Origin of the sequence: Enterobacter quasihormaechei (assembly GCF_004331385.1) — a bacterium.
Taxonomy (GTDB): domain Bacteria; phylum Pseudomonadota; class Gammaproteobacteria; order Enterobacterales; family Enterobacteriaceae; genus Enterobacter; species Enterobacter quasihormaechei.
In genome coordinates this window covers 227,616-254,113 of the sequence record NZ_SJON01000005.1, presented here as the reverse complement: position 1 = coordinate 254,113, position 26,498 = coordinate 227,616, and the positions used below count along the sequence as shown (strand labels likewise).

The 26,498-nt window shown below is 55.7% G+C and carries 26 protein-coding genes and 1 pseudogene; 17 read left to right on the top strand and 10 right to left on the bottom strand.

The window, feature by feature from the left end:
* The first annotated feature begins 248 nt into the window (after positions 1-248).
* The 7 genes from astC to ves all read left to right on the top strand — a co-directional run bounded on the left by astC (position 249) and on the right by ves (position 7,827).
* Positions 249-1,469: a succinylornithine/acetylornithine transaminase gene (gene astC, locus E0L16_RS09890; RefSeq protein WP_131636829.1), complete on the top strand. Its 1,221-nt coding sequence runs from the start codon at positions 249-251 to the stop codon at positions 1,467-1,469.
* Positions 1,466-2,500 carry an arginine N-succinyltransferase gene (gene astA, locus E0L16_RS09885; RefSeq protein ID WP_112792872.1) on the top strand — a complete coding sequence of 345 codons (1,035 nt, stop codon included), beginning with the start codon at positions 1,466-1,468 and terminating at the stop codon, positions 2,498-2,500. Before astC ends, astA begins: the two co-directional genes overlap by 4 nt.
* Complete coding sequence (gene astD / locus E0L16_RS09880; protein ID WP_131636828.1) at positions 2,497-3,984, top strand: succinylglutamate-semialdehyde dehydrogenase; 1,488 nt, start codon at positions 2,497-2,499, stop codon at positions 3,982-3,984. Before astA ends, astD begins: the two co-directional genes overlap by 4 nt.
* A complete protein-coding gene (astB, locus tag E0L16_RS09875) occupies positions 3,971-5,296 on the top strand; it encodes an N-succinylarginine dihydrolase (protein ID WP_131636827.1) in 1,326 nt (441 codons plus the stop codon). Before astD ends, astB begins: the two co-directional genes overlap by 14 nt.
* Positions 5,297-5,305: 9 nt before the next feature.
* Positions 5,306-6,271, top strand: coding sequence for a succinylglutamate desuccinylase (astE, locus tag E0L16_RS09870; RefSeq protein ID WP_131636826.1), 966 nt, complete (start codon positions 5,306-5,308; stop codon positions 6,269-6,271).
* 337 nt (positions 6,272-6,608) lie between these two features.
* Entirely contained in the window at positions 6,609-7,103 is a 495-nt protein-coding gene (gene spy / locus E0L16_RS09865) for an ATP-independent periplasmic protein-refolding chaperone Spy (protein ID WP_022647814.1), read from the top strand.
* A 166-nt stretch (positions 7,104-7,269) separates the two neighbouring features.
* Positions 7,270-7,827, top strand: a complete 558-nt coding sequence (ves, locus tag E0L16_RS09860) for an environmental stress-induced protein Ves (protein ID WP_107535166.1) — start codon at positions 7,270-7,272, stop codon at positions 7,825-7,827.
* On the opposite strand, the gene cho is transcribed toward ves, so the two are convergent.
* Together cho and nadE are read right to left on the bottom strand one after the other, a co-directional pair.
* Positions 7,805-8,683, bottom strand: coding sequence for an excinuclease Cho (gene cho, locus E0L16_RS09855; RefSeq protein ID WP_197711252.1), 879 nt, complete (start codon positions 8,681-8,683; stop codon positions 7,805-7,807). The two genes, ves and cho, sit on opposite strands and share 23 nt — an antisense overlap.
* 147 nt (positions 8,684-8,830) lie before the next feature.
* On the bottom strand, positions 8,831-9,658 hold the full coding sequence (nadE, locus tag E0L16_RS09850; RefSeq protein WP_063448995.1) for an ammonia-dependent NAD(+) synthetase: 828 nt from the start codon (positions 9,656-9,658) through the stop codon (positions 8,831-8,833).
* 231 nt (positions 9,659-9,889) lie between these two features.
* Between nadE and osmE the strand changes: the two genes are divergently transcribed.
* The 7 genes and pseudogenes from osmE (at position 9,890) to chbG (ending at position 15,729) form a co-directional block, all read left to right on the top strand.
* Positions 9,890-10,234: an osmotically-inducible lipoprotein OsmE gene (gene osmE, locus E0L16_RS09845; protein ID WP_003857836.1), complete on the top strand. Its 345-nt coding sequence runs from the start codon at positions 9,890-9,892 to the stop codon at positions 10,232-10,234.
* A gap of 274 nt (positions 10,235-10,508) precedes the next feature.
* Positions 10,509-10,832, top strand: coding sequence for a PTS N,N'-diacetylchitobiose transporter subunit IIB (gene chbB, locus E0L16_RS09840; protein ID WP_258004020.1), 324 nt, complete (start codon positions 10,509-10,511; stop codon positions 10,830-10,832).
* A 79-nt stretch (positions 10,833-10,911) separates the two neighbouring features.
* Positions 10,912-12,270: a PTS N,N'-diacetylchitobiose transporter subunit IIC gene (chbC, locus tag E0L16_RS09835; RefSeq protein WP_017384664.1), complete on the top strand. Its 1,359-nt coding sequence runs from the start codon at positions 10,912-10,914 to the stop codon at positions 12,268-12,270.
* Positions 12,271-12,316: 46 nt separating this feature from the next.
* Positions 12,317-12,664: a PTS N,N'-diacetylchitobiose transporter subunit IIA gene (gene chbA / locus E0L16_RS09830; protein ID WP_063448992.1), complete on the top strand. Its 348-nt coding sequence runs from the start codon at positions 12,317-12,319 to the stop codon at positions 12,662-12,664.
* A gap of 11 nt (positions 12,665-12,675) precedes the next feature.
* A pseudogene (chbR, locus tag E0L16_RS09825) lies at positions 12,676-13,512 on the top strand (transcriptional regulator ChbR); the annotation flags it as partial.
* 109 nt (positions 13,513-13,621) lie between these two features.
* Positions 13,622-14,977: a 6-phospho-beta-glucosidase gene (locus tag E0L16_RS09820; RefSeq protein ID WP_102749728.1), complete on the top strand. Its 1,356-nt coding sequence runs from the start codon at positions 13,622-13,624 to the stop codon at positions 14,975-14,977.
* A gap of 11 nt (positions 14,978-14,988) precedes the next feature.
* Positions 14,989-15,729: a chitin disaccharide deacetylase gene (chbG, locus tag E0L16_RS09815; RefSeq protein WP_131636825.1), complete on the top strand. Its 741-nt coding sequence runs from the start codon at positions 14,989-14,991 to the stop codon at positions 15,727-15,729.
* A gap of 89 nt (positions 15,730-15,818) precedes the next feature.
* Here chbG and katE read toward each other — a convergent pair whose 3' ends face one another.
* Positions 15,819-18,068, bottom strand: coding sequence for a catalase HPII (gene katE, locus E0L16_RS09810; protein ID WP_063866458.1), 2,250 nt, complete (start codon positions 18,066-18,068; stop codon positions 15,819-15,821).
* Positions 18,069-18,269: 201 nt separating this feature from the next.
* Between katE and cedA the strand changes: the two genes are divergently transcribed.
* The gene (gene cedA / locus E0L16_RS09805) at positions 18,270-18,509 is read left to right on the top strand and encodes a cell division activator CedA (RefSeq protein WP_063866459.1); all 240 of its coding nucleotides are present in this window, start codon (positions 18,270-18,272) and stop codon (positions 18,507-18,509) included.
* A gap of 48 nt (positions 18,510-18,557) precedes the next feature.
* Here the strand turns inward: cedA and tcyP are convergent, their stop codons facing one another.
* The 4 genes from tcyP to hxpB form a co-directional block, all read right to left on the bottom strand.
* The gene (gene tcyP, locus E0L16_RS09800) at positions 18,558-19,949 is read right to left on the bottom strand and encodes a cystine/sulfocysteine:cation symporter (protein WP_063866461.1); all 1,392 of its coding nucleotides are present in this window, start codon (positions 19,947-19,949) and stop codon (positions 18,558-18,560) included.
* Positions 19,950-20,076: 127 nt separating this feature from the next.
* Complete coding sequence (locus tag E0L16_RS09795) at positions 20,077-20,667, bottom strand: metal-dependent hydrolase (protein ID WP_015570742.1); 591 nt, start codon at positions 20,665-20,667, stop codon at positions 20,077-20,079.
* Between the two features lie 95 nt (positions 20,668-20,762).
* Positions 20,763-21,524 (bottom strand): 2-dehydro-3-deoxy-D-gluconate 5-dehydrogenase KduD, encoded by a 762-nt coding sequence (kduD, locus tag E0L16_RS09790; protein ID WP_131636824.1) that lies wholly within the window; start codon positions 21,522-21,524, stop codon positions 20,763-20,765.
* Positions 21,525-21,653: 129 nt separating this feature from the next.
* Complete coding sequence (hxpB, locus tag E0L16_RS09785) at positions 21,654-22,325, bottom strand: hexitol phosphatase HxpB (protein WP_107535171.1); 672 nt, start codon at positions 22,323-22,325, stop codon at positions 21,654-21,656.
* A gap of 141 nt (positions 22,326-22,466) precedes the next feature.
* Here hxpB and E0L16_RS09780 point away from each other — a divergent pair, with 141 nt between their 5' ends.
* A complete protein-coding gene (locus tag E0L16_RS09780; RefSeq protein WP_063866463.1) occupies positions 22,467-23,003 on the top strand; it encodes a YniB family protein in 537 nt (178 codons plus the stop codon).
* Between the two features lie 33 nt (positions 23,004-23,036).
* Here E0L16_RS09780 and E0L16_RS09775 read toward each other — a convergent pair whose 3' ends face one another.
* From E0L16_RS09775 to pfkB, 3 genes are all read right to left on the bottom strand, one after another.
* Entirely contained in the window at positions 23,037-23,897 is an 861-nt protein-coding gene (locus E0L16_RS09775; protein ID WP_063448983.1) for a fructosamine kinase family protein, read from the bottom strand.
* Between the two features lie 105 nt (positions 23,898-24,002).
* A complete protein-coding gene (gene ghoS / locus E0L16_RS09770; RefSeq protein ID WP_003857822.1) occupies positions 24,003-24,293 on the bottom strand; it encodes a type V toxin-antitoxin system endoribonuclease antitoxin GhoS in 291 nt (96 codons plus the stop codon).
* A gap of 91 nt (positions 24,294-24,384) precedes the next feature.
* Entirely contained in the window at positions 24,385-25,317 is a 933-nt protein-coding gene (pfkB, locus tag E0L16_RS09765) for a 6-phosphofructokinase II (RefSeq protein WP_063866465.1), read from the bottom strand.
* Between the two features lie 296 nt (positions 25,318-25,613).
* Here pfkB and E0L16_RS09760 point away from each other — a divergent pair, with 296 nt between their 5' ends.
* Positions 25,614-26,372 carry a DUF481 domain-containing protein gene (locus E0L16_RS09760; RefSeq protein WP_063448980.1) on the top strand — a complete coding sequence of 253 codons (759 nt, stop codon included), beginning with the start codon at positions 25,614-25,616 and terminating at the stop codon, positions 26,370-26,372.
* Positions 26,373-26,498: the final 126 nt, after the last annotated feature.

The following is a 26,498-nucleotide window of genomic DNA, read 5'->3' as shown; positions in this document are numbered from 1 at the left end:
AATTATATTTGGTCTCTGCATACTCTTTCTTGTTTTCATGCGGCAAAGCGCCGCTTGCTGTAAAAATATTCACTATTTATGCAACAACAGTGAATAATTCCATATTGTAACTCGTTGATATTCTGTTAGCTCATCCCGTTTATGCATTTTTATCGCTGGCTGGCATGAACGCTGCAATCTACATTCACAGTGCAAACACTCAATTATTTAACATTTAAACAACCTTTTATTTACCGGATGAGGTCGCTATGTCTCAGTCAGTTACGCGTGAAAATTTCGATGAATGGATGATGCCGGTATACGCTCCGGCGGCTTTTATTCCGGTACGTGGGGAAGGCTCTCGCCTGTGGGATCAGCAGGGCAAGGAGTACATCGACTTTGCGGGTGGGATTGCGGTGAATGCGCTGGGCCACGCAAACCCGGCGCTGCGGCAGGCGCTGAACGACCAGGCGGCGAAATTCTGGCATACAGGCAACGGGTACACCAACGAACCGGCGCTGCGCCTGGCGAAAAAGCTGATCGACGCCACTTTCGCAGAAAAAGTCTTTTTCTGTAACTCCGGTGCGGAAGCGAACGAAGCGGCGCTGAAGCTGGCGCGAAAATATGCGCACGATAAATTCGGCGCGCACAAGAGCGGCATTATCGCCTTTAAAAATGCCTTCCATGGCCGCACGCTGTTTACCGTCAGTGCGGGCGGTCAGCCCTCGTATTCTCAGGATTTTGCGCCGCTGCCGCCGGATATCCGTCACGCGGCGTATAACGATTTACACGCTGCCAGCGAGCTGATTGACGATAACACCTGTGCGGTGATCGTGGAGCCTATGCAGGGTGAAGGCGGCGTCATGCCCGCTCAGAAAGCGTTCCTGCAAGGGCTGCGCGAGCTGTGCGATCGTCACAACGCGGTGCTTATTTTTGACGAAGTACAGACCGGCGTGGGCCGTACGGGCGAGCTATACGCCTACATGCACTATGGCGTGACGCCGGATGTGCTGTCGACGGCCAAAGCGCTCGGCGGCGGTTTCCCGGTGGGAGCGATACTGACCACCGATACATTTGCCAGCGTGATGACCGTGGGCACCCATGGCACCACATACGGCGGTAACCCGCTGGCAGCCGCTGTTGCCGGGCAGGTGCTGGATATCATCAATACCCCTGAGGTGCTTAACGGCGTGAAGCAGCGTCACCAGTGGTTTGTTGAGCGTCTGACCGCCATCAATAACCAGACCGGGCTGTTCAAAGAGATCCGCGGTCTGGGGCTGTTGATTGGCTGTGAGCTTGCCCCTGAGTTTGCCGGAAAAGCGAAGCTGATTTCACAGGAAGCGGCAAAACAGGGCGTGATGGTGCTGATTGCCGGTGCCAACGTGGTGCGGTTTGCCCCTGCGCTGATCGTCAGCGAGGAAGAGGTCAGAACCGGGTTAGATCGTTTTGCGCTGGCCTGCGAACAGGTGAAGTCTGGGGTGTCATCATGATGGTTATCCGTCCCGTTGCGCACGGCGATCTCGCCGGGCTTATGCAGCTTGCCGGTAAGACAGGGGGCGGGCTGACTTCGTTGCCTGCCGATGAAAAAACGCTGTCGGCGCGCATTGAGCGCGCCCTGCAAACCTGGCAGGGGACGTTGCCAAAGAGCGAACAGGGCTATGTGTTCGTGCTGGAAGAGACCGACACGGGGACCGTGGCGGGGATCTGCGCCATCGAAGTGGCCGTCGGGCTTAACGATCCGTGGTACAACTACCGCGTCGGCACGATGGTTCACGCCTCGAAAGAGCTGAACGTTTACAACGCGTTGCCGACGCTCTTTCTCTGTAATGACCATACCGGCGCCAGCGAGCTCTGCACGCTTTTCCTCGATCCGGACTGGCGCAAGGAGGGCAACGGCTATCTGCTCTCCAAATCGCGCTTTATGTTTATGGCCGCCTTTCGCGACCGCTTCAACGAAAAAGTGGTCGCCGAGATGCGCGGCGTGATTGATGAGACGGGCTACTCGCCGTTCTGGGAGAGCCTGGGCGAACGCTTCTTCTCCATGGAGTTCAGCCGGGCGGATTACCTGTGCGGCACCGGTCAGAAGGCGTTTATCGCCGAGCTGATGCCGAAGCATCCTATCTATACCCATTTCTTAACGCCGGAGGCGCAGGCGGTAATTGGTGAAGTCCATCCGCAAACCGCCCCGGCCCGCGCGGTGCTGGAGAAAGAGGGATTTCGCTACCGTAACTACGTCGACATCTTCGACGGCGGCCCGACGCTGGAGTGCGACATTGACCGCGTGCGCGCCATCCGTAAAAGCCGTCTGGTCGAGCTTTCGGAAGGCCAGCCTGCGCCGGGCGAATGGCCGGCCTGCCTGGTCTCGAACGAGAATTACACCAGCTTCCGCGCCATGCTGGTGCGAACCAACCCGGCATGCGAGCGTCTGGTGCTGACGCCAGCGCAGCTGGATGCCCTGAAATGTAATGCCGGCGATACGGTTCGCCTGGTGCGACTCTGCCCTGAGGAGAAAACAGCATGACTCTATGGATTAACGGTGACTGGGTAACGGGCGAAGGTGAGGCGCGGATCAAAACCAATCCGGTGGGCCAGGAAGTGCTCTGGAAGGGGAACGACGCCAGCGCCGGGCAGGTTGAACAGGCCTGCCAGGCTGCTCGCCGCGCGTTTCCGGTGTGGGCGAAACGGCCATTCTCCGAGCGTCAGGCGTTGGTTGAGAAATTTGCCGGATTGCTGGAGGCGAACAAGGCCGAACTGACGCGCATCATCGCGTCCGAAACCAGCAAACCTCGCTGGGAGGCGGCAACCGAAGTCACGGCGATGATCAACAAAATCGGTATATCGGTGAAGGCGTACCACGCCCGCACCGGCGAGCAGCATACCGATATGCCGGACGGCGCCGCCACGCTACGCCACCGTCCGCACGGCGTGCTGGCGGTGTTCGGCCCGTATAACTTCCCCGGCCATCTGCCGAACGGGCATATCGTACCCGCGCTGCTGGCGGGGAATACCGTCATCTTCAAGCCGAGCGAGCTTACGCCGTTAACCGGCGAGGCGGTGGTGAAGATGTGGGAGCAGGCCGGGCTGCCGCCGGGCGTGCTGAATCTGGTGCAGGGCGGGCGTGAAACCGGTCAGGCGCTGAGCGCGCTGAGCGACATTGACGGCCTGCTGTTCACCGGCAGTGCCGGAACGGGGTATCAGCTGCATCGCCAGCTGGCGGGGCAGCCGGAAAAAATTCTGGCGCTGGAGATGGGCGGCAATAACCCGCTGATTGTGGAAGATCCGGATGATATTGACGCCGCGGTCCACCTGACCATTCAGTCGGCATTCATTACCGCCGGGCAGCGCTGCACCTGCGCCCGTCGTCTGCTGGTGAAACGCGGCCCGCAGGGAGACGCGTTCCTGAAGCGTCTGGTGGAGGTGAGCGCGCGTCTGACCCCCGCGCAGTGGGATGCCGAGCCGCAGCCGTTTATCGGCGGGCTGATTTCCGAGCAGGCCGCGCAGAATGTGCTGAAAGCCTGGCAGGAGCATGTGACGCGCGGGGCGAAAACCCTGCTGGAGCCGAAACAGGTCGCGCCGGGCACCTCGTTACTGACGCCGGGCATTATTGAGATGAGCGGTGTTGACCCTGTGCCGGATGAAGAGGTCTTTGGCCCGCTGCTGTGCGTCTGGCGCTATGACGATTTTGATGCGGCGATCGCGATGGCCAATAACACCCGCTACGGCCTGTCGAGCGGCCTGATATCGCCGCATCGCGAAAAATTCGACCAGCTGCTGCTGGAAGCGCGCGCCGGGATCGTGAACTGGAACAAACCGCTGACCGGCGCGGCGAGCACCGCGCCATTTGGTGGCGTGGGGGCGTCGGGCAACCATCGCGCCAGCGCCTGGTATGCCGCCGATTACTGCGCGTGGCCGATGGCAAGCCTGGAAACCCCGGCGCTGACGCTGCCGGAGTCGTTGAATCCGGGGCTGGATTTTACAGAGGGTGATACCCATGAAAGCGCGTGAGGTTAACTTTGACGGGCTGGTGGGGCTGACGCACCACTATGCCGGGCTGTCGTTCGGCAATGAAGCCTCGACGAAGCACCGCTTCCAGGTCTCGAACCCGAAACTGGCGGCGAAGCAGGGGCTGCTGAAAATGAAGGCGCTGTCCGATGCCGGTTTCCCGCAGGCGGTGATCCCGCCGCAGGAGCGCCCGAACGTGGCCGTACTGCGCCAGCTGGGCTTCAGCGGCACGGATGAGCAGGTAGTGGAAAAAGCCGGTACGCAGACGCCACAACTGCTTTCTGCGGCCAGTTCAGCCTCTTCGATGTGGGTGGCGAATGCTGCCACCGTCGCGCCGTCGGCGGATACGCTGGACGGCAAAGTGCATCTCACCGTTGCTAACCTGAACAATAAATTCCACCGCGCCAGCGAAGCGGAGACCACCGGACGCGTGCTGCGCGCCATTTTTAATCATGAGGCGCATTTCGAGGTGCATCAGGCGCTGCCGCAGGTTGCGATGTTTGGCGACGAAGGGGCGGCAAACCACAACCGTCTGGGCGGCGACTATGGCGATCCGGGTTTGCAGCTGTTTATCTACGGACGAGAAGAGGGCGGCCACGCCGCGCCGGTTCGTTATCCGGCGAGACAAACCTTGGCCGCGAGCCAGGCGGTGGCGCGGCTGAACCAGGTGAATCCTTCTCAGGTGATTTTCGCCCAGCAAAATCCGCAGGTGATCGACCAGGGCGTGTTTCATAACGACGTGATTGCCGTTTCGAACCGCCAGGTGCTGTTTTGCCACGAGCAGGCGTTTGCCCATCAGGAAAAGCTGCTGGCCACGCTACGTGAACGCGTGCCGGGATTTATGCCGATTCAGGTGCCCACGCAGGCGGTAAGCGTGCAGGATGCCGTCGAAACCTACCTCTTCAACAGCCAGCTGTTGAGCCGGGAAGACGGCAGCATGATGCTGGTGCTGCCCCAGGAGTCCCGCAATCATCAGGGCGTCTGGCGCTATCTCAGCGAGCTGGTGCAGGCGGATAACCCGATTGATGAACTCCGCGTATTCGATCTGCGGGAAAGTATGGCCAACGGCGGGGGACCGGCGTGCCTGCGCCTTCGCGTGGTACTCACGCCGGAGGAGATGCAGGCGGCGAATCCGGCGGTGATGATGAACGACACCCTGTTCAATACCCTCAACGACTGGGTGGATCGCTACTATCGCGACCGTCTGGTTCAGGCCGATCTGGTTGATCCGCAGCTGCTGCGCGAAGGCCGCGAGGCGCTGGATGCCCTGTCGACCATCCTGCAACTGGGTTCGGTTTATCCGTTCCAGCGCTAAGGAGACGATATGGAAAACTTACTGGCGCTGACGCTGGCTGGAAAGACACCGGAGCGGCACGAGGGGGAAGGCCCCTCATTCCACTGGCGATGGCTGGGACCGGGCGTGCTTGAGCTGACGCCGTTGGAGGAATATGACCTGTCGCTGCTGCTCTCCACCGGCATTCACGGAAACGAAACCGCGCCCGTGGAGATTGTCGATCTGTTGCTGCGCGCGCTCTGTCGCAAGGAGATCACGCTGCACTGCCGTCTGCTGGTGGTGCTGGGAAATCCGCCTGCGCTGGCGCAAAACAAACGGTACCTCGTGAGCGACCTTAACCGCATGTTTGGGGGGCGCTGGACGCAATTTCCAGAGAGCGATGAAACGACCCGCGCGCAATGGCTGGAGGAGGTGGTGACGACGTTTTTTGCCGGGGCGGGGGCAACGCGCTGGCACCTCGATCTGCATACGGCCATTCGCGCCTCGTATCACGTGCGTTTTGGCGTTTTACCGCAGCGAAACCAGCCCTGGGATGAAGCGTTTCTGGACTGGCTTGGCGATGCCGGGCTGGAGGCGCTGGTTTTCCACCAGACGCCGGGCGGCACGTTTACCCATTTCACCTGCGAGCGTTTTGGCGCGCTTTCCTGCACCCTGGAGCTGGGAAAAGCGTTGCCGTTCGGGCAAAACGACCTGACCCGTTTTGCTCCTACGCATCAGGCGCTGCGGGCATTGCTCGCAGGGGTTGCGCCGGAACACGCTTGTGAACCCGTCGTGCGCTATCGGGTCGTGCAGCAGATCACGCGCCGCAGCGAGGCTTTCCATCTTCATATGGCGCCCCATACGCTGAACTTTACGCCGTTTCGACAGGGAGTCCTGCTCGCGGAAGATGGTGAGACCCGCTATGCGGTACAGCACGCCACGGAATATGTTTTATTCCCTAATCCGTCGGTCGCATTTGGTTTGCGGGCCGGCTTGATGCTGGAAAAAATGTCCTGATCGTTTCCCCTCGCGTAGACCGGAGGGGACGTGAAGAATAAATTTCTTAGCGATAAAAGCGCTCTTGTATAGTTTGCGGAATTTTCCTGGAGTATTGCTTTATTATTAAACGGCACTTCGTTATACTTCTCCATAATCTCTTTAAAATCATCCTGTTGAATATTTCTGTTTCATCTCTCCACGCTTTTTCCTTAATTTCTCCATAATTGGCGAAAACGTGTTTTTTATACTTTCATTGTTTTACCGTTGCTCTGACTAATTGACGATAAACCCCGTAAAGTTAATCTCGTCAACACGGCATAGCGCCGAAGAATAACTGAAAGTAAGGAAAGACATTATGCGTAAATTAACTGCACTGTTTGTTGCCTCTACCCTGGCTCTGGGCGCTACCAGCATGGCGTTCGCCGCAGATACCGCGACCACTACCGCCGCGCCGGCTGAAGGCAAAATGATGATGCATCATAAAGGCAAGCCGGGTATGCATCATGAGATGATGATGTTTAAAGACCTGAACCTGACCGACGCGCAGAAGCAGCAGATCCGCGACATCAGAAAAAGCCAGCGTGACCAGATGAAGCGTCCTCCGCTGGAAGAGCGCCGCGCGATGCATGACATCATTGCCAGCGACAGCTTCGATAAAGCAAAAGCAGAAGCGCAGATCGATAAAATGGCCGAGCAGCATAAAGCGCGCATGCTGGCCCACATGGAAACCCAGAACAAGATTTACAACATTCTGACGCCGGAACAGAAAAAGCAGTTTAATGCCAATTTTGAGAAGCGTCTGACAGAACGTGCAGCGCCGGAAGGTAAAATGCCTGCACCAGCCGAATAATCGGCTCACTCTCTTAAGACCGCCGGGCTCCTGTCTACAAAAGCGAAAACGCTGTGGACAGGACCGGCGGTTTTTCTTTTGCCCCATGCCTAAGGTCTGGCCTTACCGCTGCCGATAATACGTCTGTGAAATGCCCTGGCGCACGGTGCGTCCTTCAGGAGTGGTAATGGAATTCTTTGATATCCGTAAAATGCCCGTCAGTCTCTGGCGTAACGGCGCGGGTGAGACGCGTGAGATTTGCTGTTTCCCTCCCGCGACGCGGGATTTTTCCTGGCGGGCCAGCATTGCCTCCATCGCCAGTAACGGCGAATTTTCCGCTTTTCCGGGCGTTGACCGGGTGATAACGCTGCTGGAAGGCGGCGAGGTGACGCTGGATGCGGGCAGGGCGTTTTGCCATACCCTGAAGCACCATCAGCCTTACGGCTTTGCGGGCGATCTGACGGTAAAAGCGGTGCTCACGGAGGGGCAGATGTCGATGGATTTCAACATTATGACCCGACGGGAGCACTGCCAGGCTAAGGTGCGCGTTGCTACCCGAACGTTCACCACCTTTGCGTCACGCGGTGGGGTGGCGTTCGTGTTAAGCGGGGCCTGGCAACTGGGCGACAAATTACTGACCGCCGATCAGGGCGCCAGCTGGGAAGCGGGCACCCATACCCTCCGATTACTGGAAACGAAAGGGGCGCTGCTGTTCAGTGAAATTACCTGGCTGCCGGGTCAGTGAGCGCGATGATCTCATATTTTCCGGTTAACAGCGGCTTACAGAGAATTTTATAACCGTCCTGATCGAACCCGGCGGGGGTGCGTAGCAGGGCGGTGGCGTCATCCAGGCTATCGACGGCGCCAAGCCAGAGCCAGTTGCGAATGATGTGATAATGCGTCATATCCTCGCGGGTTTCTTTCAACGCCACCGCGCCTTCCCACGGCCAGCAGTTGACGCTGATCGAGGCCAGGCCCGCCATAAACCGGGCGTGATGGTCTTCAACGCTCTCTCTTCCACAGCACGCCCCGGCGCAGCGTTTCAGCGCGGAACGGAAACAGGCGCGACCGCGGGTGGTGGCTTCCAGCCCCAGCAGGCCGTAGCAAAGCTGTAATTCATCAGCCAGGGATTGCAGGGTTTGCAGTGCGGCACGTTTGTTGGCAAACAGGCCGTAAAGATTCGGTTCATGTGAAAAATCCACTTCACGGGCATACACCACCTGCGGTTTTCCTGCGTTGACCTGCAAGGAACACAGCTGGCGGTTGCGGCGCAGGCGTTTGTTAAACAGCGGCTGCTGTTCCTTGATGAGCCTGGCTTCGAGCAGAAGGGCACCCAGTTCGCCTGCCGTCTCGATCCAGGTGATCCGCCGGGACTGCCTGAGCATCGACGCCTCGTCTGGCGTACGCAGGTGCGACATCACCCGGCTGCGGATATTCACGCTTTTGCCGATATAGAGCGGCATGGTGTCGCTGTCGCCGTGGAAGAAATAGACGCCAGGCTGTTTAGGCAATGCCTCAAGCCAGGGGCGAAGATGCTCGGGATATTCGTAGATAGCCGCCGCTTCAAACTCAAGACGCGGGGCGGATTGACGCCTGCTCACATACTGCTCCATATACTGTTCAGGTATACAGTGTAGCAGGTGTTTGGTGGTTAAAAAAGAGCCGGGTGGCGGCTACGCCTCACCCGGCCTGCAACAGCGCGGAACCGTAGGCCCAGCAAGCGAAGCGCCGCTGGGCAAAAATATTGGCTATTTCTTCCAGAAGTCGTCAAACACCGTGATTGGTGGACGGCGCTTGTGCTCGGTTTTCAGATACCAGCCTTCGATAATTTTCGCGGTCCCTTCGTCGAGCGTTTTACCTTCGAGATAATCATCGATGTTGTCATAACTCACGCCCAGCGCCGCTTCATCCGGCAGGGAAGGACGATCGTCCTCAAGGTCTGCCGTTGGCGCCTTCTTATAAAGGTGTTCCGGGCAGCCCAACGCTGCCAGCAGCTGCTTGCCCTGACGCTTGTTCAGGCGGAAGAGCGGGTTGATGTCCGTGCCGCCATCGCCGTATTTGGTGAAGAAGCCGGTAATGGCTTCTGCGGCGTGGTCGGTGCCGACGACCACCCCTTTGGTCATGCCTGCGATACTGTACTGGGCCTTCATGCGCTCGCGGGCTTTCTCGTTGCCGCGAACAAAATCGCTCAGTTCAATGCCGGCTTCACGCAGGGCCTGCTCGCTTGCCAGCACCGATCCTTTGATGTTCACGGTAAGCACGCGGTCCGGCTGGATAAAGGCGATAGCATCCTGACAGTCCTGCTCGTCGGCCTGCACGCCATACGGCAGACGTACGGCAATAAATTGCAGCGCGGCGTCACCGGTCTCGTCACGCAGCTCGGAGATGGCCATCTGGCTCAGCTTACCAGCCAGCGTGGAGTCCTGACCGCCGCTGATACCCAGCACCAGCGTCTTCAGGAAAGGGTGTGCAGACAGGTAAGCTTTCAAAAAATCAACGCTACGACGGATCTCTTCATTGGCATCAATCGCAGGTTTCGCGCCCAGCGCCTGGATAATTTCTTGTTGCAGAGCCATTACGCCCTCCCTATGCAGAACCAAACAGAATGTACGATCTGTTAAAACTAACCCTTTGTCGGGAAAACGACAAGGATCACAGTTTTGAGTGTACTGTTTTACAGCGATTTCGCAGCTTATCGTTGTTTTATTAGAATTTTCCGAAATTCGTCTGGCGTAACTCGCAAAGTTGAACAATAGTAATTTTTATCCCATGCTTAGTTAACACGCTGATAAACAAGAGGACGGAATATGAACAAGAACGTAGCAGGAATTTTAAGCGCAGCGGCGGTACTGACTATGCTGGCAGGGTGTACAGCTTACGATCGCACTAAAGATCAGTTCACACAGCCAGTGGTTAAAGACGTCAAAAAAGGGATGACGCGTTCCCAGGTTGCGGCCATTGCCGGTAAACCTTCTTCTGAGGTCACCATGATCCACGCTCGTGGTACCTGCCAGACCTATATTCTGGGTCAACGCGATGGTAAGGCAGAGACCTACTTTGTCGCCCTGGATGATACGGGTCACGTGATCAATTCTGGTTACCAGACCTGTGCTGAATACGACACCGACCCGCAGGCACCTAAGGCACAGTAAGCGTACTTGCTCGCGAGCGATTGAAACCGGCCTGAAGGCCGGTTTTTTTATGCATACGTGAATCTTATTTCTTGTCGCGAATTATTTGCCTGAAATGTGAAGGTAGTCAACAAGCCAGGTCAATGAGAGACAATTTTAGTCTGTCCAGAATTATCCCCTCCCTGTACCATTGCGTATACTCACTTCAACAACAAACAATGTTCAGCACACTGCCCGTCAGCCAGGATAGCAAGTCGAGTGATAGCGCGACGGCGGACAGACCAATAAGAGGGAAATTATCATGGAAAAGAAACATATCTACCTGTTCTGCTCTGCGGGCATGTCAACTTCGCTGCTGGTTTCCAAAATGCGCGCGCAGGCCGAAAAATATGAAGTCCCTGTGGTGATTGAAGCGTTTCCGGAAACGCTGGCGGGTGAAAAGGGCCAGGCGGCAGACGTTATTTTACTGGGGCCGCAAATCGCTTATATGTTGCCCGAAATTCAACGTCTACTCCCCAATAAGCCGGTCGAAGTGATCGACTCCGGTCTGTACGGCAAGATTGATGGTTTAGGTGTATTAAAAGCTGCTGTTGCGGCGATTAAAAAAGCTGCTAATTAATTTTTATTTTTCCCGTCAAAGAGTTATTTCACACACAATACGCCGTAACGGTTGTTGCGGCATTTAAGGGTATTTTCCTATGAGTAAAGTCATCGCTTCACTTGAAAAGGTACTCCTTCCTTTTGCTGTTAAAATAGGAAAGCAGCCTCACGTTAATGCCATTAAAAACGGCTTTATTAAATTAATGCCGTTGACGTTAGCCGGGGCAATGTTCGTTTTAATTAACAACGTTTTTCTGAGCTTTGGTGAAGGTTCCTTTTTTTATTCATTAGGAATTAGGTTAGATGCTTCCACTATTGAAACCCTTAATGGTTTAAAAGCCATTGGCGGCAACGTATACAACGGTACGTTGGGTATTATGTCGCTAATGGCGCCTTTCTTTATCGGTATGGCGCTGGCGGAAGAGCGTAAAGTGGATCCGCTGGCGGCGGGCTTACTGTCTATAGCCGCGTTTATGACCGTCACGCCGTACAGCGTGGGCGACGCTTATGCCGTAGGCGCCAACTGGCTGGGTGGGGCAAACATCATTTCCGGTATTATTATCGGGCTGGTGGTGGCCGAAATGTTCACCTTTATTATTCGCCGCAACTGGGTTATCCGCTTGCCGGATAGCGTTCCGGCCTCCGTTTCTCGTTCATTTTCCGCGTTGATTCCGGGCTTTATTATTCTCTCCATCATGGGGATTATTGCCTGGGCGCTCTCTCACTGGGGGACTAACTTCCACCAGATCATTATGGACTCTATCTCAACGCCGCTGGCGTCGATGGGTAGCGTGGTCGGTTGGGCGTACGTCATCTTTACCTCCCTGCTGTGGTTCTTCGGCGTGCATGGTTCACTGGCACTGGCGGCGCTGGACAGCGGTATTATGACCCCGTGGGCACTGGAAAACGTCGCGCTTTACCAGCAGTACGGCTCCGTCGATGCGGCGCTGGCGGCCGGTAAAACATTCCATGTGTGGGCGAAGCCGATGCTGGACTCCTATATCTTCCTGGGCGGTACCGGGGCGACGCTGGGTCTGATCATCGCGGTCTTTATTGTCTCTCGCCGCGCTGACCATCGTCAGGTTGCGAAGCTGGCCCTGCCGTCAGGCATCTTCCAGATTAACGAGCCGATCCTGTTTGGTCTGCCGATTATCATGAACCCGGTGATGTTCATTCCCTTCATCCTGGTTCAGCCGCTGCTGGCCGCGATTACGCTGACGGCGTACTACCTGGGCATTATCCCGCCGGTGACCAACATTGCACCGTGGACGATGCCGGCCGGTCTGGGCGCGTTCTTCAACACCAACGGTAGCGTGGCCGCCTTCCTGCTGGCGATATTCAACCTCGGGATTGCAACCCTGCTCTACATGCCGTTCGTGGCGATTGCGAACAAAGCCGCAACGGTGATCGATGAAGAAGAGAGCGAAGAGGATATCGCCCTCGCACTGAAATTCTAAAATTGCACGGCGCGGGGCAACCCGCGCCAGCGTAAAGGAGCTGAAGATGTTAGATTTAGACAGTATCGTCGCAGAAGAAACCGCAGAGAACGATCTGGAAGAGGTGGTGATGGGTCTTATCATCAACTCCGGGCAGGCGCGCAGCCTGGCGTATGCGGCGCTTAAGCAGGCTAAGCAGGGCGATTTCGTTGCCGCGAAAACTATGATGGAGCAGTCCCGCACGGCGTTAAACGAAGCGCATCTGGTGCAGACGAAGCTCATCGAAAGCGACCAGGGTGAAGGGAAGATGAAGGTGAGCCTGGTGCTGGTACATGCGCAGGATCACCTGATGACCTCCATGCTGGCGCGCGAGCTGGTAGCGGAGCTCATTGAGCTTCACGAGAAGATGCAGTAAGTCAGTTCAGGCAGCAGGAGGTCAGCACGATGGAAATCAAAACCGCACATGAGCAGCAGCTGTTTAACGGCAAGAATTTTCACGTGGTGATATACAACAAGACGGAGAGCGCCAGCGGTCTGCACCAGCACGACTACTACGAGTTCACGATTGTTCTGACCGGGCGCTATTATCAGGAGATCAACGGTAAGCGCGTCCTGCTTGAGCGCGGTGATTTCGTCTTTTTGCCGATGGGATCCTATCACCAGAGCTTTTATGAGTTTGGTGCGACGCGCATTCTGAACGTAGGGGTGAGCAGGCGTTTCTTCGAGAAGCACTATCTGCCGCTGGTCCCGTTCTGCTTTGTGGCGTCACAGGTGTATCGCGTCAAAAATGAGTTTATGACCTGGATTGAAACGGTTATTGCCTCGCTGAATTTCCGCGACAATGAATTTGATGAATTTATTGAAACCGTGACGTTCTACGTGATGAATCGCCTTCGCCATCACCGTGAAGAACAGCAGGTGGTGGACGATATTCCCCAGTGGCTGCGCAGTACCGTGGAGCTGATGCACGACAAAGGGCAGTTCAGCGATAACGCGCTGGAAAACATGGTCGCGCTTTCGGGTAAATCGCAGGAATATTTAACGCGCGCCACGCAGCGCTATTACCGTAAAACGCCTGTACAAATTATTAATGAAATCCGCATTAATTTTGCCAAAAAGCAGCTGGAAATAACGAACTACTCTGTCACCGATATTGCTTACGAATCCGGTTACAGCAGCCCCAGCCTGTTTATTAAAACCTTTAAGAAACTGACTTCATTTACCCCGAACAGTTACCGCAAAAATTTAACGGTAATTAATTAACTTTCGGCGGTTTATCCGCCAGGAATATTGACGTAATGGCTTGCCCAAATAGCGGGAAGAGTACGCTATACCTTGCAGGCGATTAACCTGATACGCTAAGGGAGAGATTATGCAAAAGAAATTAAAAGTCGTAACCATTGGTGGCGGCAGCAGCTATACCCCGGAATTACTTGAAGGTTTCCTGAAACGTTATCATGAATTACCGGTCAGCGAATTATGGCTGGTGGATGTTGAAGAAGGTCAGGAGAAGCTGAATATTATTTTTGAGCTGTGCCAACGCATGGTTGAAAAGGCGGGCGTGCCCTTAACCGTGCACAAAACGCTGGATCGCCGCCTGGCGCTGAAAGATGCTGACTTCGTAACCACGCAGCTGCGCGTCGGCCAGCTGAAAGCGCGTGAGCTGGACGAACGTATTCCGCTGAGCCACGGTTACCTGGGGCAGGAAACCAACGGGGCAGGCGGCTTGTTTAAAGGTCTGCGTACCATTCCGGTTATTTTTGACATCATCAAAGACGTGGAGGAGATCTGCCCGAACGCGTGGGTGATTAACTTTACCAACCCGGCTGGAATGGTCACCGAGGCGGTTTATCGCCACACCGGTTTCAAACGCTTTATCGGCGTTTGCAATATTCCGATTGGCATGAAAATGTTCATCCGCGATGTGCTGGCACTGAACGATAACGACGAACTGTCCATTGATCTGTTCGGCCTGAACCACATGGTCTTTATCAAAGATGTGATCGTGAACGGGCAGTCGCGCTTTGCAGAACTGCTCGACGGCGTCGCCTCTGGCCGCCTGACCGCGGCCTCGGTGAAAAACATCTTCGACCTGCCGTTCAGCGAAGGGCTGATCCGCTCCCTGAACCTGCTGCCGTGCTCGTATCTGCTTTACTACTTCAAGCAGAAAGAGATGCTGGCGATTGAAATGGGCGAATACTACAAAGGCGGCGCGCGTGCTCAGGTTGTGCAGAAAGTAGAGAAGCAGCTGTTTGATTTGTACAAAGATCCGAACCTGAACGTGAAGCCGAAAGAGCTGGAGCAGCGCGGCGGGGCATACTATTCGGATGCCGCGTGTGAAGTGATCAACGCCATTTACAATGACAAGCAGGCCGAGCACTATGTGAACGTTCCGCATCATGGGCACATCGACAACATCCCGGCAGACTGGGCCGTTGAGATGACCTGCATCCTTGGACGCGACGGCGCAAAACCGCATCCCCGCATTACTCACTTCGACGATAAAGTGATGGGCCTTATTCACACCATCAAGGGCTTTGAAGTCGCGGCGAGCAATGCGGCCCTGAGCGGCGAGCTGAATGACGTGCTGCTGGCGCTGAACCTCAGCCCGCTGGTGCATTCTGACCGTGATGCTGAAAAACTCGCGAGCGAGATGATCCTGGCGCATGAAAAATGGCTGCCAAACTTTGCTGCAACGGTTGAGAAACTGAAGCTTACACACCGTTAAGAGGAGGTGCGATGGAAAACCTGCTGATCGTCAATGCCGATGATTTTGGCCTGTCAAAAGGGCAGAACTACGGCATTATCGAAGCCTGTCGCCGGGGCGTCGTAACCTCTACCACTGCGCTCATCAACGGTGAGGCGGTGGAACATGCGGCGCAGCTAAGCCGTGAGGTGCCCGAACTGGGCGTCGGCTTGCACTTTGTGCTGACGCTTGGGCAGCCCCTTTCACCGATGCCGGGGCTGACGCGCGACGGGCAGCTGGGTAAATGGATTTGGGAAATGGCGGAGCAGGACGCTCTGCCGCTCGATGAGATTGCCCGCGAGCTGGATTGCCAGTTTAACCGCTTTGTGGATGTGTTTGGCCGTGAGCCCACCCATATTGATAGTCACCATCATGTGCATATGATCCCGGCGATTTTCCCGCTTGTGGCAGAGTTTGCCCAACGTAAAGGCGTGGCGATGCGCCTGGATCGGGAGGTGCGCGAATTACCGGACATCGTGGTGACGTCAACGGAGGGGTTCAGCAGCGCATTTTACGGCGACGAGATCAGCGAAGCGCTGTTCCTTAAAGTGCTGGATGATTCCGCCGTGCGGTCGCTGGAGATCATGGCGCATCCTGCCTTTATCGATAACACCGTGCGTAAGAGCGCCTACTGCTGGCCGCGTCTGGCGGAGCTGGACGTGCTGACGTCGGCGTCGCTGAAGTACGCGATTGCCGAGCGCGGATATCGTCTGGGGACGTTCAGGGATCTTTGAGGTAAAGCCCGGTGGCGGCTTCGCCTTACCGGGCCTACAAAAGCAATCGAAATGTGGGCCGGGTAAGCGCAGCGCCACCCGGCTTTTTTTTACGCCGGTATCTGGTCGGTCTTGCTACTGCGGGACCACACGCGGTGCGCGGCGAGCAGGTCAAACAGCCGGGTCATAAACGCATCGTCAACGTTATCACCTTCGACAATGCCTTCTTCCCCTTGATCCGGTACCTTCAGCAGAGATTTAAACTTCCGCGCATCGCCTGCCAGGGCGATTGGCTTCAGGTGCTTATAGGCTTCCAGCAGATAATAGGCGGCATCACCGTTGCCGAGCAGACTCTCAACGTCGCCGCACGGCATAATCACCGCGTCAACCGTCAGCGACGGTGCCCCGGCGAAGGTCGCGGCAATCGGCAGGACGGAGCCATCGTCGGCCGTCACTTCACCCATGCGCGAGTAAAGCAGTTTGGCATGTACGCCCTGGGTTTTGAGCGCCCGCATGATCCCCAGCACGTCGCTGGCACGCGGTTTATCGTTCAGCAGGATAGCCACCACGCGGCCTTTAATCGATCCGCCAGGTACCGCGTACAGGCTCAGGGACGGATCTTTCTTCAGCCCGTTCACGTCTTTTGGCGGCGCGGCATGGCATTGCTCGTCGGTGAGCGTAATGCCGAGGTTATTCGCCACGCCCTGCGCAAGCTGGATATCGATATGTGCCAGATGGTCGACAACGCGCTCGCGAATGTAGGTGCGCACCACTTTACTCAGCTCAAAGCTGAAGCCGCCGATAATGTGCTGCTGTTCGATCGGGGTCTGGCTGTTCCAGAACAGGCGAGGGTGGGCGTAATACTCGCCGAAGGACGGGCTGCGTTCGCGAATTTTTGTTCCGTCCACGCGCTCCTGATACGACTCGAATCCGCCACGTTTTGGTCCCGGCGGCGTTTCGCGCGGCCAGTTATCGTTAATGGAGTTCGGCTCGTAGTTAGCCGGGTTGGTATCGATATCCTGACGATGCATCCCGTCACGCTGGAAGTTATGGTAAGGGCAGGTAGGACGGTTGATCGGAATTTCGTGGAAGTTTGGTCCGCCGAGACGGCTGATCTGCGTATCGGTATAAGAGAACAGACGGCCCTGGAGCAGCGGATCGTTGGTGAAATCCAGCCCCGGCACAATATGGCCCGGGTGGAACGCAGCCTGCTCATTCTCCGCGAAGAAGTTATCCGGGTTGCGGTTAAGCACCATTTTGCCCACCAGCTGAACCGGCACCAGCTCTTCAGGAATTAGCTTGGTTGGGTCGAGCAGGTCGAAGTCGTATTTAAACTCGTCCTCTTCCGGGATCAGCTGTAACCCCAGCTCGTATTCCGGGAAATCTCCGGCTTCAATGGATTCCCACAGTTCACGACGGTGGAAGTCCGGATCGCGCCCGGTGAGCTTCTGCGCTTCATCCCACACCAGCGACGCTTTCCCCGCGACCGGTTTCCAGTGGAAGCGCACAAACGTTGCTTTGCCTTCGGCGTTAATAAGACGGAAGGTGTGAATACCAAACCCTTCCATGGTGCGATAGCTGCGCGGGATCCCCCGGTCAGACATCGCCCACATCACGTTGTGCAGCGTTTCCGGTTGCAGGGAGACGTAGTCCCAGAAAGTATCGTGCGCACTTTGTCCCTGCGGTATGGCCCAGTGTGGCTCCGGTTTTACCGCATGGACAAAGTCAGGAAACTTATGCGCATCCTGAATGAAGAACACCGGGGTGTTGTTACCGACCAGGTCGAAAATACCTTCTTCGGTATAGAATTTAGTGGCAAAGCCGCGGATATCACGCACCGTGTCAGCCGAGCCAGCGCCGCCCTGTACGGTAGAGAAGCGCACAAATACCGGTGTGATTTTGTTCGGGTCGGAAAGGAAATCCGCTTTCGTGATCTCCGTCAGGCTCTTGTACGGCTGGAAATAGCCGTGCGCCGCGGAGCCGCGAGCGTGGACGATGCGCTCAGGGATACGCTCATGGTCGAAATGGGTGATTTTTTCGCGCAGGATGAAATCTTCCAGCAGCGTCGGGCCGCGCGTTCCGGCGCGCAGGGAGTTCTGGTCATCGGCAATGCGAACGCCCTGGTTCGTGGTCAGCGCATGGCCTTCACCGCCTTTACGGTGAGGATCGAGCGATTTCAGCTTTTCGTTTTCCGTTTCAGGGGCTTTCATGCTGCCCGGGGCGGTAGGCTGTTCACCCGGTGCGGAAGGACCCGGTGAAGGTTTGTGTGAGCCGTCGGCGGGGGCAAGTGAGTCCATTCCCGGTTGAGATTCTTCAGTGCCATGAATGGGTGACTGATGTGGTTTATCATTGTTCGACATTGCACGCTTCTCCTTTGTTCATTCCTAAAAACCCTATTAAGGATAGAACAATGTTAAGAATTAGCAGGCGAACTAAGCGTTTTCAGATATTGATTAGCGAAAGGAGCCCTCTGCCTTACGTCAGGCGCGACGGGCGGGGGGAGAATCGGCTATGATAGAAATTTCCTGCTTTAAGAATTTGCTTTAGTGAATCCGTCGCTTATGAAACCTCTTCGTCAACAAAACCGCCAGGTTATTAGCTATGTACCCCGCGTTGAGCCCGCGCCGCCAGACCATGCCCTGAAGGTGGATGGTTTTCGCGATGTCTGGATGCTGCGGGGTAAATACGTTGCCTTCGTGCTGATTGGCGAGCACTTCCGTCGCTCCCCTGCGTTTACGGTGCCGGAATCGGCGCAGCGATGGGCGGTGCAGATGCGCCAGGATGAAGAGGTTGAAGAATAACAGCCATAAAAAAACCGCCCTCAGGCGGTTTTTTTATTTCGGCAGTGATTAACGATGGGCCAGTTCGGCATCTTCTTCACTGTCGAGAATGGTTTTGTCGGTCTGCTTCAGCCACTGGCTGGTCAGGGTACCGGCGGTCATTGAGCCACTCACGTTCAGCGCGGTACGACCCATGTCGATCAGCGGTTCAACAGAGATCAGCAGGGCGACCAGCGTCACCGGCAGGCCCAGCGCAGGCAGAACAATCAGCGCAGCGAAGGTCGCGCCGCCGCCCACGCCTGCAACACCGGCGGAGCTAATGGTCACGATACCGACCAGCGTCGCAATCCAGACCGGATCCAGCGGGTTAATGCCGACGGTAGGGGCAACCATCACGGCCAGCATCGCCGGGTATAGGCCCGCACAGCCGTTCTGGCCGATGGTGGCGCCAAAAGAGGCCGAGAAGCTGGCGATTGACTCCGGCACGCCCAGACGACGGGTCTGTGCTTCGACGTTCAGCGGAATAGATGCCGCGCTGGAACGGCTGGTAAAGGCGAAGGTCAGTACCGGCCAGACTTTACGGAAGTATTTCAGCGGGCCAACGCCGTTCACCGCCAGCAGAATGCCGTGCACAACAAACATGATGCCCAGACCCAGGTACGAGGCAATCACAAAGCTGCCAAGCTTGATGATGTCTTGCAGGTTTGATCCTGCAACGACTTTGGTCATCAGCGCCAGGACACCGTACGGCGTCAGCTGCATGACCAGACGCACCAGCTTCATCACCCAGCTTTGCAGGGTATCAATGGCAGTCAGCACGCGCTCGCCTTTTGGCGCATCGTCCTTCAGCAGCTTCAGCGCCGCCACGCCCAGGAACGCCGCGAAGATCACCACACTGATAATGGAGGTTGGGCTTGCACCGGTCAGGTCAGCAAACGGGTTCTTCGGAATGAAGGAGAGCACCATCTGCGGAACGGTCAGATCGGCCACTTTACCCACGTAGTTGGTCTGAATAGCCGTCAGACGCGCGGTTTCAGCGCTGCCCTGCACCAGACCTTCAGCGGTCAGGCCAAACAAATTGGTCACCAGCACACCCACCAGCGCCGCAATCAGCGTGGTGAAGAGCAGGGTGCCAATGGTCAGGAAACTGATTTTACCCAGCTGAGACGCATTATGCAGACGGGCCACGGCGCTCAGGATAGAAGCGAATACCAGCGGCATGACGATCATTTGCAGCAGCTGTACATAGCCGTTACCGACAATGTTGAACCACTGAATAGAATCTTTCAGTACCGGGCTGTCGGAGCCGTAAATAGCGTGTAAGGCCAGGCCAAACACCACGCCCATCACCAGACCGACCAGCACCTTTTTGGCCAGGCTCCACTGTTTGTGGCGAGCCTGGGCGAGAAGCAATAGCAATACGACGAACACAACAATGTTCGCGATGAGTGGAAAATTCATCCCCGTTCTCCTGATTTATTATTCGGTCGGTTTTTACCGAACCTGTTGGCGCAAGGTTATCAGAAGTGTGATGTGGCGCTTATATCCATATGGAATGGTTTATGACAAAAGTGATTATATTGTCGGTTTAATGTTCAATCTGGTGATTAATAAAACGATTGAACTGAAATTGCAGCGAGTTGATCATCTGCGACGACCAGCGCACTGCACCATTTTCGGGCAACGTCTGCGGCATCCAGACGGCATACGCAAACAGCGCCATGCACAGCACGCGCTCCAGCTGGTTGCCCTTTTGCGGCACGAGGATCGGCAGGCGGAAACGCCAGCGGCAGGGCCAGAGCAGCGGAACGCCCGCAGGCGTCAGCATATCCGCCAGGATATGGCTCAAGTAACCGAGCACCATGCCCTGAATGGCATCCGCCGGGACTATCCAGCTCTCAGGAACCTTCAGATAAAAGAGGGTTAACAGGCCAAACACGGCCAGCAGGCTGTGGGTGAACCCGCGATGACCAAAGGCTCTGGCGATGGGTTTTGAAATCCACTTCAGCCGTTGACCGAGGAAGGATTTGGGATGGTCGATGTCCGGCAACAGGCAGGTCAGTACGGCAGAAGGGACAATATGCCACCAGTCCCCCTGTGCCAGCACAGGGGTCAGTTCAGCGTTTTTAGCAAACACTGCACAGGCAAGTGAAAAAAGCAGGTGGCCTTCCGCCGTCATGATAAAACCCGGTAAACTGTCAATTCATACAGTATAGGGTTTTTATACAGTGTGCGAAAGAGGTGACGGTGTAACTCTTTGTCACAAACGCGCAGTTAGCGCGCCAGCCAGCCGCCATCTACGGCGAGGGTATGGCCGTTGACGTAATCAGAGGCTCCTGAGGCCAGAAACACCACCGGCCCCTGTAAATCCTCCGGCAGTCCCCAGCGTCCCGCCGGAATACGCTCGAGGATCGCCTGGCTGCGTTGCTCATCATCGCGTAGCTGTTGGGTGTTATTTGTCGCCATATAACCCGGCGCGATAGCGTTCACGTTAATGCCCAGCGGCGCCCATTCGTTTGCCAGCAGGCGGGTGAGCCCAAGGACGCCGCTTTTCGAGGCCGTATAGGAGGACACCCGAATGCCGCCCTGAAAGGAGAGCATGGAGGCAATGTTAATGATCTTCCCGCCCTGACCCTGATCGATAAACCGTTTGGCCACCGCCTGCGAGAGGAAAAAGACCGATTTCAGGTTCAGGTCGATGACTTCGTCCCAGTCTTTTTCGCTGAATTCCAGCGCATCGCACCGACGAATGGTGCCGGCATTGTTAACCAGAATATCGATGCGTCCCATCTCTTTAACAGCGGTATCCACGACGCTCTGAATGTTCTCATGCTTGCCGAGATCGGCGCGAATCGCGATAAAGCGTCGTCCCAGCGCCGTAACGCGCGCTGTCGTTTCGTCAGGAACCTTGCGGTTAACACCCACGATATCGCAACCTGCCTCGGCGAGGGCAATGGCCATGCCCTGACCCAGGCCGGTATCGCACCCGGTCACCATCGCCACTTTTCCTGCCAGAGTAAAAGCATCCAGTATCATACGCGCCTCAGAAGTCAGGTTATTGTCATTCTGCACGTAAGGATAGGAGCCTGGAATGAGAAAAGCAAATAAAGTAAAACGATGTTTTAATTTTGTGATGCAGGCAGCCGAAGCTGCCTGAAAAGAGGGTCACTCTCCGCGCAGATGGCGGACAGTCAGTTCTTCAAGAGACGTCAGCCTGACATCCGCGAGGGCAAAACGAGGATCGTGTCGGCCTTCTTCAGCAGGCACAACGATGGAGCGCATACGCGCGGCTTTGGACGCTATCATGCCGTTAACGGAATCTTCCAGCGCCACGCAGGTGAGCGGATCCAGCCCCAGTTTCGCGGCGCAGTCCATATACACCTGCGGGTGCGGCTTGCTGTAAGGCAGCTTTTCGGCCGAGGCCAGCGCGTCGAAGCTGTCGCGCAGCCCAAACATCGTCAGCACTTTTTCCAGCATATGCAGAGGTGAGGCGGAGGCCAGCCCCACTTTCAGTCCTTGCGCCTTGCACAGGGCGATAGCGTCATGGACGCCCGGTAACAGTGGCTTATATTCTTCAACCAGGGAGATAGCGCGGTTGATAATGCGCGCCGTGACTTCGTCACGATCCGGTCCAACCCATGGCTGGTGGGCATACCAAAGATCGACCACCATATCGATACGCAGCCCCAGGGTATCGGGGAGTTCGTTACGACGACTGATATCGACGCCGAGGCTGGCCATCACGTCCAGTTCAGCCCGATCCCACAGGGGTTCGGAATCAATCAGCAATCCATCCATGTCAAAAATAGCGGCAAGTATCTGGCGCGGTGTCGACATTACAACTTCTCCTTATCTTAGAGGTAAGACGAACGGTGCTAAGCACAAGCAATTTAGCATATCGCATCCAAAGATCGGGCGAAAATGACCGACAGCAGGTAGACTTAGGCACAAATAACGCGTCTTTATTAAGAGGAACTGATGACGTATCAACAAGCTGGACGCATTGCGATCTTAAAACGTATTGCTGGTTGGGTTATTTTCATTCCCGCACTGATTTCAACGCTGATTTCCGTACTCAAATTTATGTACGATCACAGCGAAAAACAGCCGGGCATCAATGCCGTCATGCTTGATTTTGCCCACGTAATGATTGAGATGATGCGGTTTAATACCCCGTTCCTGAACGTGTTCTGGTTTAACTCGCCCACGCCGGATTTTCACCACCAGCTTAACGTTGGCTTCTGGATAATCTATGCGCTGATCTTTATCGCAATGGCGTTGCAGGCCTCCGGCGCACGCATGAGTCGCCAGACCCGCTTTTTACGCGAAGGGGTGGAAGACCAGATGATCCTTGAGAAGGCGAAAGGTCCTGAGGGAATGACCCGCGAGCAGATCGAATCGCGCATTGTCGTTCCGCGCCATACCATCTTTGTGCAGTTTTTCCCGCTCTACGTTCTGCCGGTCATTATCATTGTGGCCGGGTATTTCTTCTTTACGCTGCTCGGCTTCCTGTAAATGCTGAAGGGGGCGTGTTGCGCCCCCCTTACGTTATGCCGCCAGAATGCGGTCCAGCGCACGCTGGGCATTGACCAGATGATTTCCGCCAAACAGGATGGCCCGGTTGAGCAGGGTGTATAGCTGATACACCGGCTGGCGTTCGAGAAAGTCAGGTGGCAAAGGCGAGACCGACTGGTAGCCATCATAAATTTGTGGCGGCTGTTCAGGGTGCAGCGGCAGCATTGCGAGGTCGCACTCTCTGTCGCCCCAGTAGCAGGCCGGATCAAATATATAAGGGCCATCAGGCCCAAGCGCACAGTTATCCGACCATAAATCCCCGTGCAGAAGGGAAGCCTGAGGCTGATGCGAGGCCAGGCGCTGCTGGACGTGTTCAACAATTGCATCGATGTTGCCGAACGCCAGCCCCTTTTCAGCGGCCAGCTCCAGCTGCCAGCCGATTCGCTGCTCGGCGAAAAATGTCGACCAGCGACGCTGCCACGCGTTTGGCTGCGGCGTGGTGGAGAGGTCGTTATCAAAATCGAGCCCGAACTGAGGCTGATCGCTCCACTGATGCAGGCGGGCAATCTGTTGACCAAGGATAAAGGCGTTGTGGGCATCCAGAGGGCGTGCGGGAAGATAGTTCATCACCAGAAAGCTGTAGTCGCGATCGCTGCCGACGGCTAAAACCTGCGGAACGGTGACGGTTTTACTGCGCGATAACAGCTCAAGCTGATCGGCTTCGGCAGTAAAAATGGGAAGCAATTCGCGTTCATCACATTTCACAAAAAGATCGCGCCCGGCGTAGCGTAAATGCCACGCGGCATGGATCTCTCCGCCTGGCAGTTCGTTACGCAGTTCAATTTCACCTTCACCCAGCTGCTCACTTAAAAGATGACTGATAGCCTGCCACATGATGTCTCTCCCATGTTGTCTGCCAGATCATAAAGTTAGCGCAAAACGGCAATAAAAAAACAGGAACTAACGCACAACTGAGCGGTTTAATTTTATACAGGGCACTTATTGCTCTTTTTTATGCCAGTTTTCCCAGCTATCCACGTCAATTTCTGTTGCTTTGTCAGTCACGCTTTCCACCAGGCTGCTGGCGAGCGCCTTGACCTCTTCCTGACTGAGCGGGCTGATCAGGCCAAAGGCCAGCGAGCCGAGGTCGTGGATATTGCCTTCATCGTCGGTCAGCGTGAGCAGAAAATTTGCCCGCGTGAAAGCGTTGTTAAGTTCATTCAGCTCGGTCAGCGACGCCTCATGAATATTGACGGTTACGACGTAGCGGGTGATATCACCACTGCTCATAATGCACCTCGTTGTTATCCTGAAAGTTTTCTTAGCATAGTCGATAAGCGCTATTTAGCGACTTCCCCCTCCACAGGAGGGGGAAGAAGGTTTAGCTTTTCGCCAGGTAATCGACAATTTTTTGGGTATCCGCAAGCGAGCACAGCCGCGTTCCCTGATTGATGGTGGCCGCGCTCCCTGCCGCGACGCCATAACGTGCCATCTCCAGAAGCGAAGCGCCCTGCGCCAGCTTCAGCACCATCGCGCCAACCATACTGTCACCTGCACCTACGGTGCTCTGGCTCTTCATCGGTGGTGGAACGACCTGCACACAGCCCGTCTTGTCGACGGCCAGCGCACCCTGAGGACCGAGAGAGACCACCACGCGATGCGCTTTGCCCGTGCGTACCAGCTCTTCTGCGGCAGTACGCACGTCATCGGGCTGGTTGAGCTCGCGATTGACAAGCGCACTCAGCTCTTTCTGGTTAGGTTTCACGAGTTCAAGTTGCCCGGGTTCTAACGCTGCCTTCAGGGCTTCGCCTGAGCTATCAACAATGCAGCGGATGCCGCGCTGGAGCACCGCCTGAACGAGCGCCGTCAGCTTTTCTGTTTCAATGCCCGGCGGCAGGCTACCGCTGATGACCAGCAATGAGCCGCTTTCAATGGTCAGCACTTTCTCTTCCAGTTGACGAAACTCATCATCGCTCAGCTTTGCCCCCGGCATCACAAAACGATACTGTTCGCCGCTCGATTCAACATGAACGTGCAGGTTCTGCCGGGTCCAGTCTCTGGCGTCTACCGTGTCTACCGCAACCTGTTCATCTGCCAGCAACGCAACCAGATGTTCGCCCGTGGCGCCGCCAGCAGGGAAGATGGCGGTTGCTTTTCCGCCGAGATGGGTAATGGCGCGCGCCACGTTAATACCACCGCCGCCGGGTTCAAATACCGGCGCGCTACAGCGCAGCTTACCTTCCGGGTAAATTTGCGGCGTCATGGTCGCGGAGTCGAGGGAAGGGGAGAGCGTCAGCGTGTAAATCGAAGCCATCATGACCTCCTTTTAGCATGGGTTCTTTTAAGCCTGGCACCGTTTGGCAGGAAGGCAACGTAAATAACAGTATGATTTTAAAAATGAATGCTGACAAATAACCGGCGCAGGACATATAAAATAAAACGCGTTTTGGGATCGTTCTTATTCAAAAAATGAAAGAAGAAATTATTGCTATGTTATTTGCGGCTTTTTATAATTTGTTACCTTTCTATGGTCGCCTTGTCATTGATCCGCAAGAAAGTTTCCGAGACCGTGACGGTCTCTTTTTATGTTGTACGGACTCCTTAAATATAATGAAGCTTTTGAAGACAGTACCCGCAGCACTGATGCTGGCGGGTGGCGTATTTGCGTCACTGAACGCAACCGCCGATGATACCGTTTTTACTGTCATGGACGACCCCTCCACTGCCAAAAAACCCTTTGAAGGTAACCTGAATGCCGGGTATCTGGCGCAATCCGGTAACACGAAAAGCTCCTCCCTGACCGCAGACAGCACCCTGACCTGGTACGGCAACACCACGGCCTGGTCGCTGTGGGGAAATGCCAGCAACACGTCTGCTAACGATGAACGCTCCTCGGAGAAATATGCGGTAGGCGGACGTAGCCGTTACAACATGACCGATTATGACTACCTGTTCGGGCAGGCAAGCTGGCTGACTGACCGCTTCAACGGCTATCGCCAGCGCGATGTCGTGACGGCGGGTTATGGTCGTCAGTTCCTGAATGGGCCGGTGCACAGCCTCCGTTTTGAATTCGGTCCGGGTGTACGTTACGACGAGTACACCAACGGCGAAGATGAAACCCAGCCGCTGGGTTATGCATCGGGCACCTACGCATGGCAGATGACCGACAACGCTAAATTCACCCAGGGCGTGTCGGTGTTTGGTGCAGAAGATACCACCCTGAACTCTGAAAGCGCGTTGAACGTGGCCATCAACGAACACTTTGGACTCAAGGTGGCGTACAACGTAACCTGGAACTCATCGCCCCCTGATTCTGCGCCGGAACATACCGATCGCAGAACCACGATTTCTTTAGGTTATAAAATGTAATTCCGTCGGGCTGAGATTCTTCTCAGCCCGTTTTTTATTTTTTGAAACTGTGCTTAATTATATTAAATGGCGTTTTAAAAATAACAGAATGCGTCCTCTTCATCATTTCTCCATAATTAGGCGTGC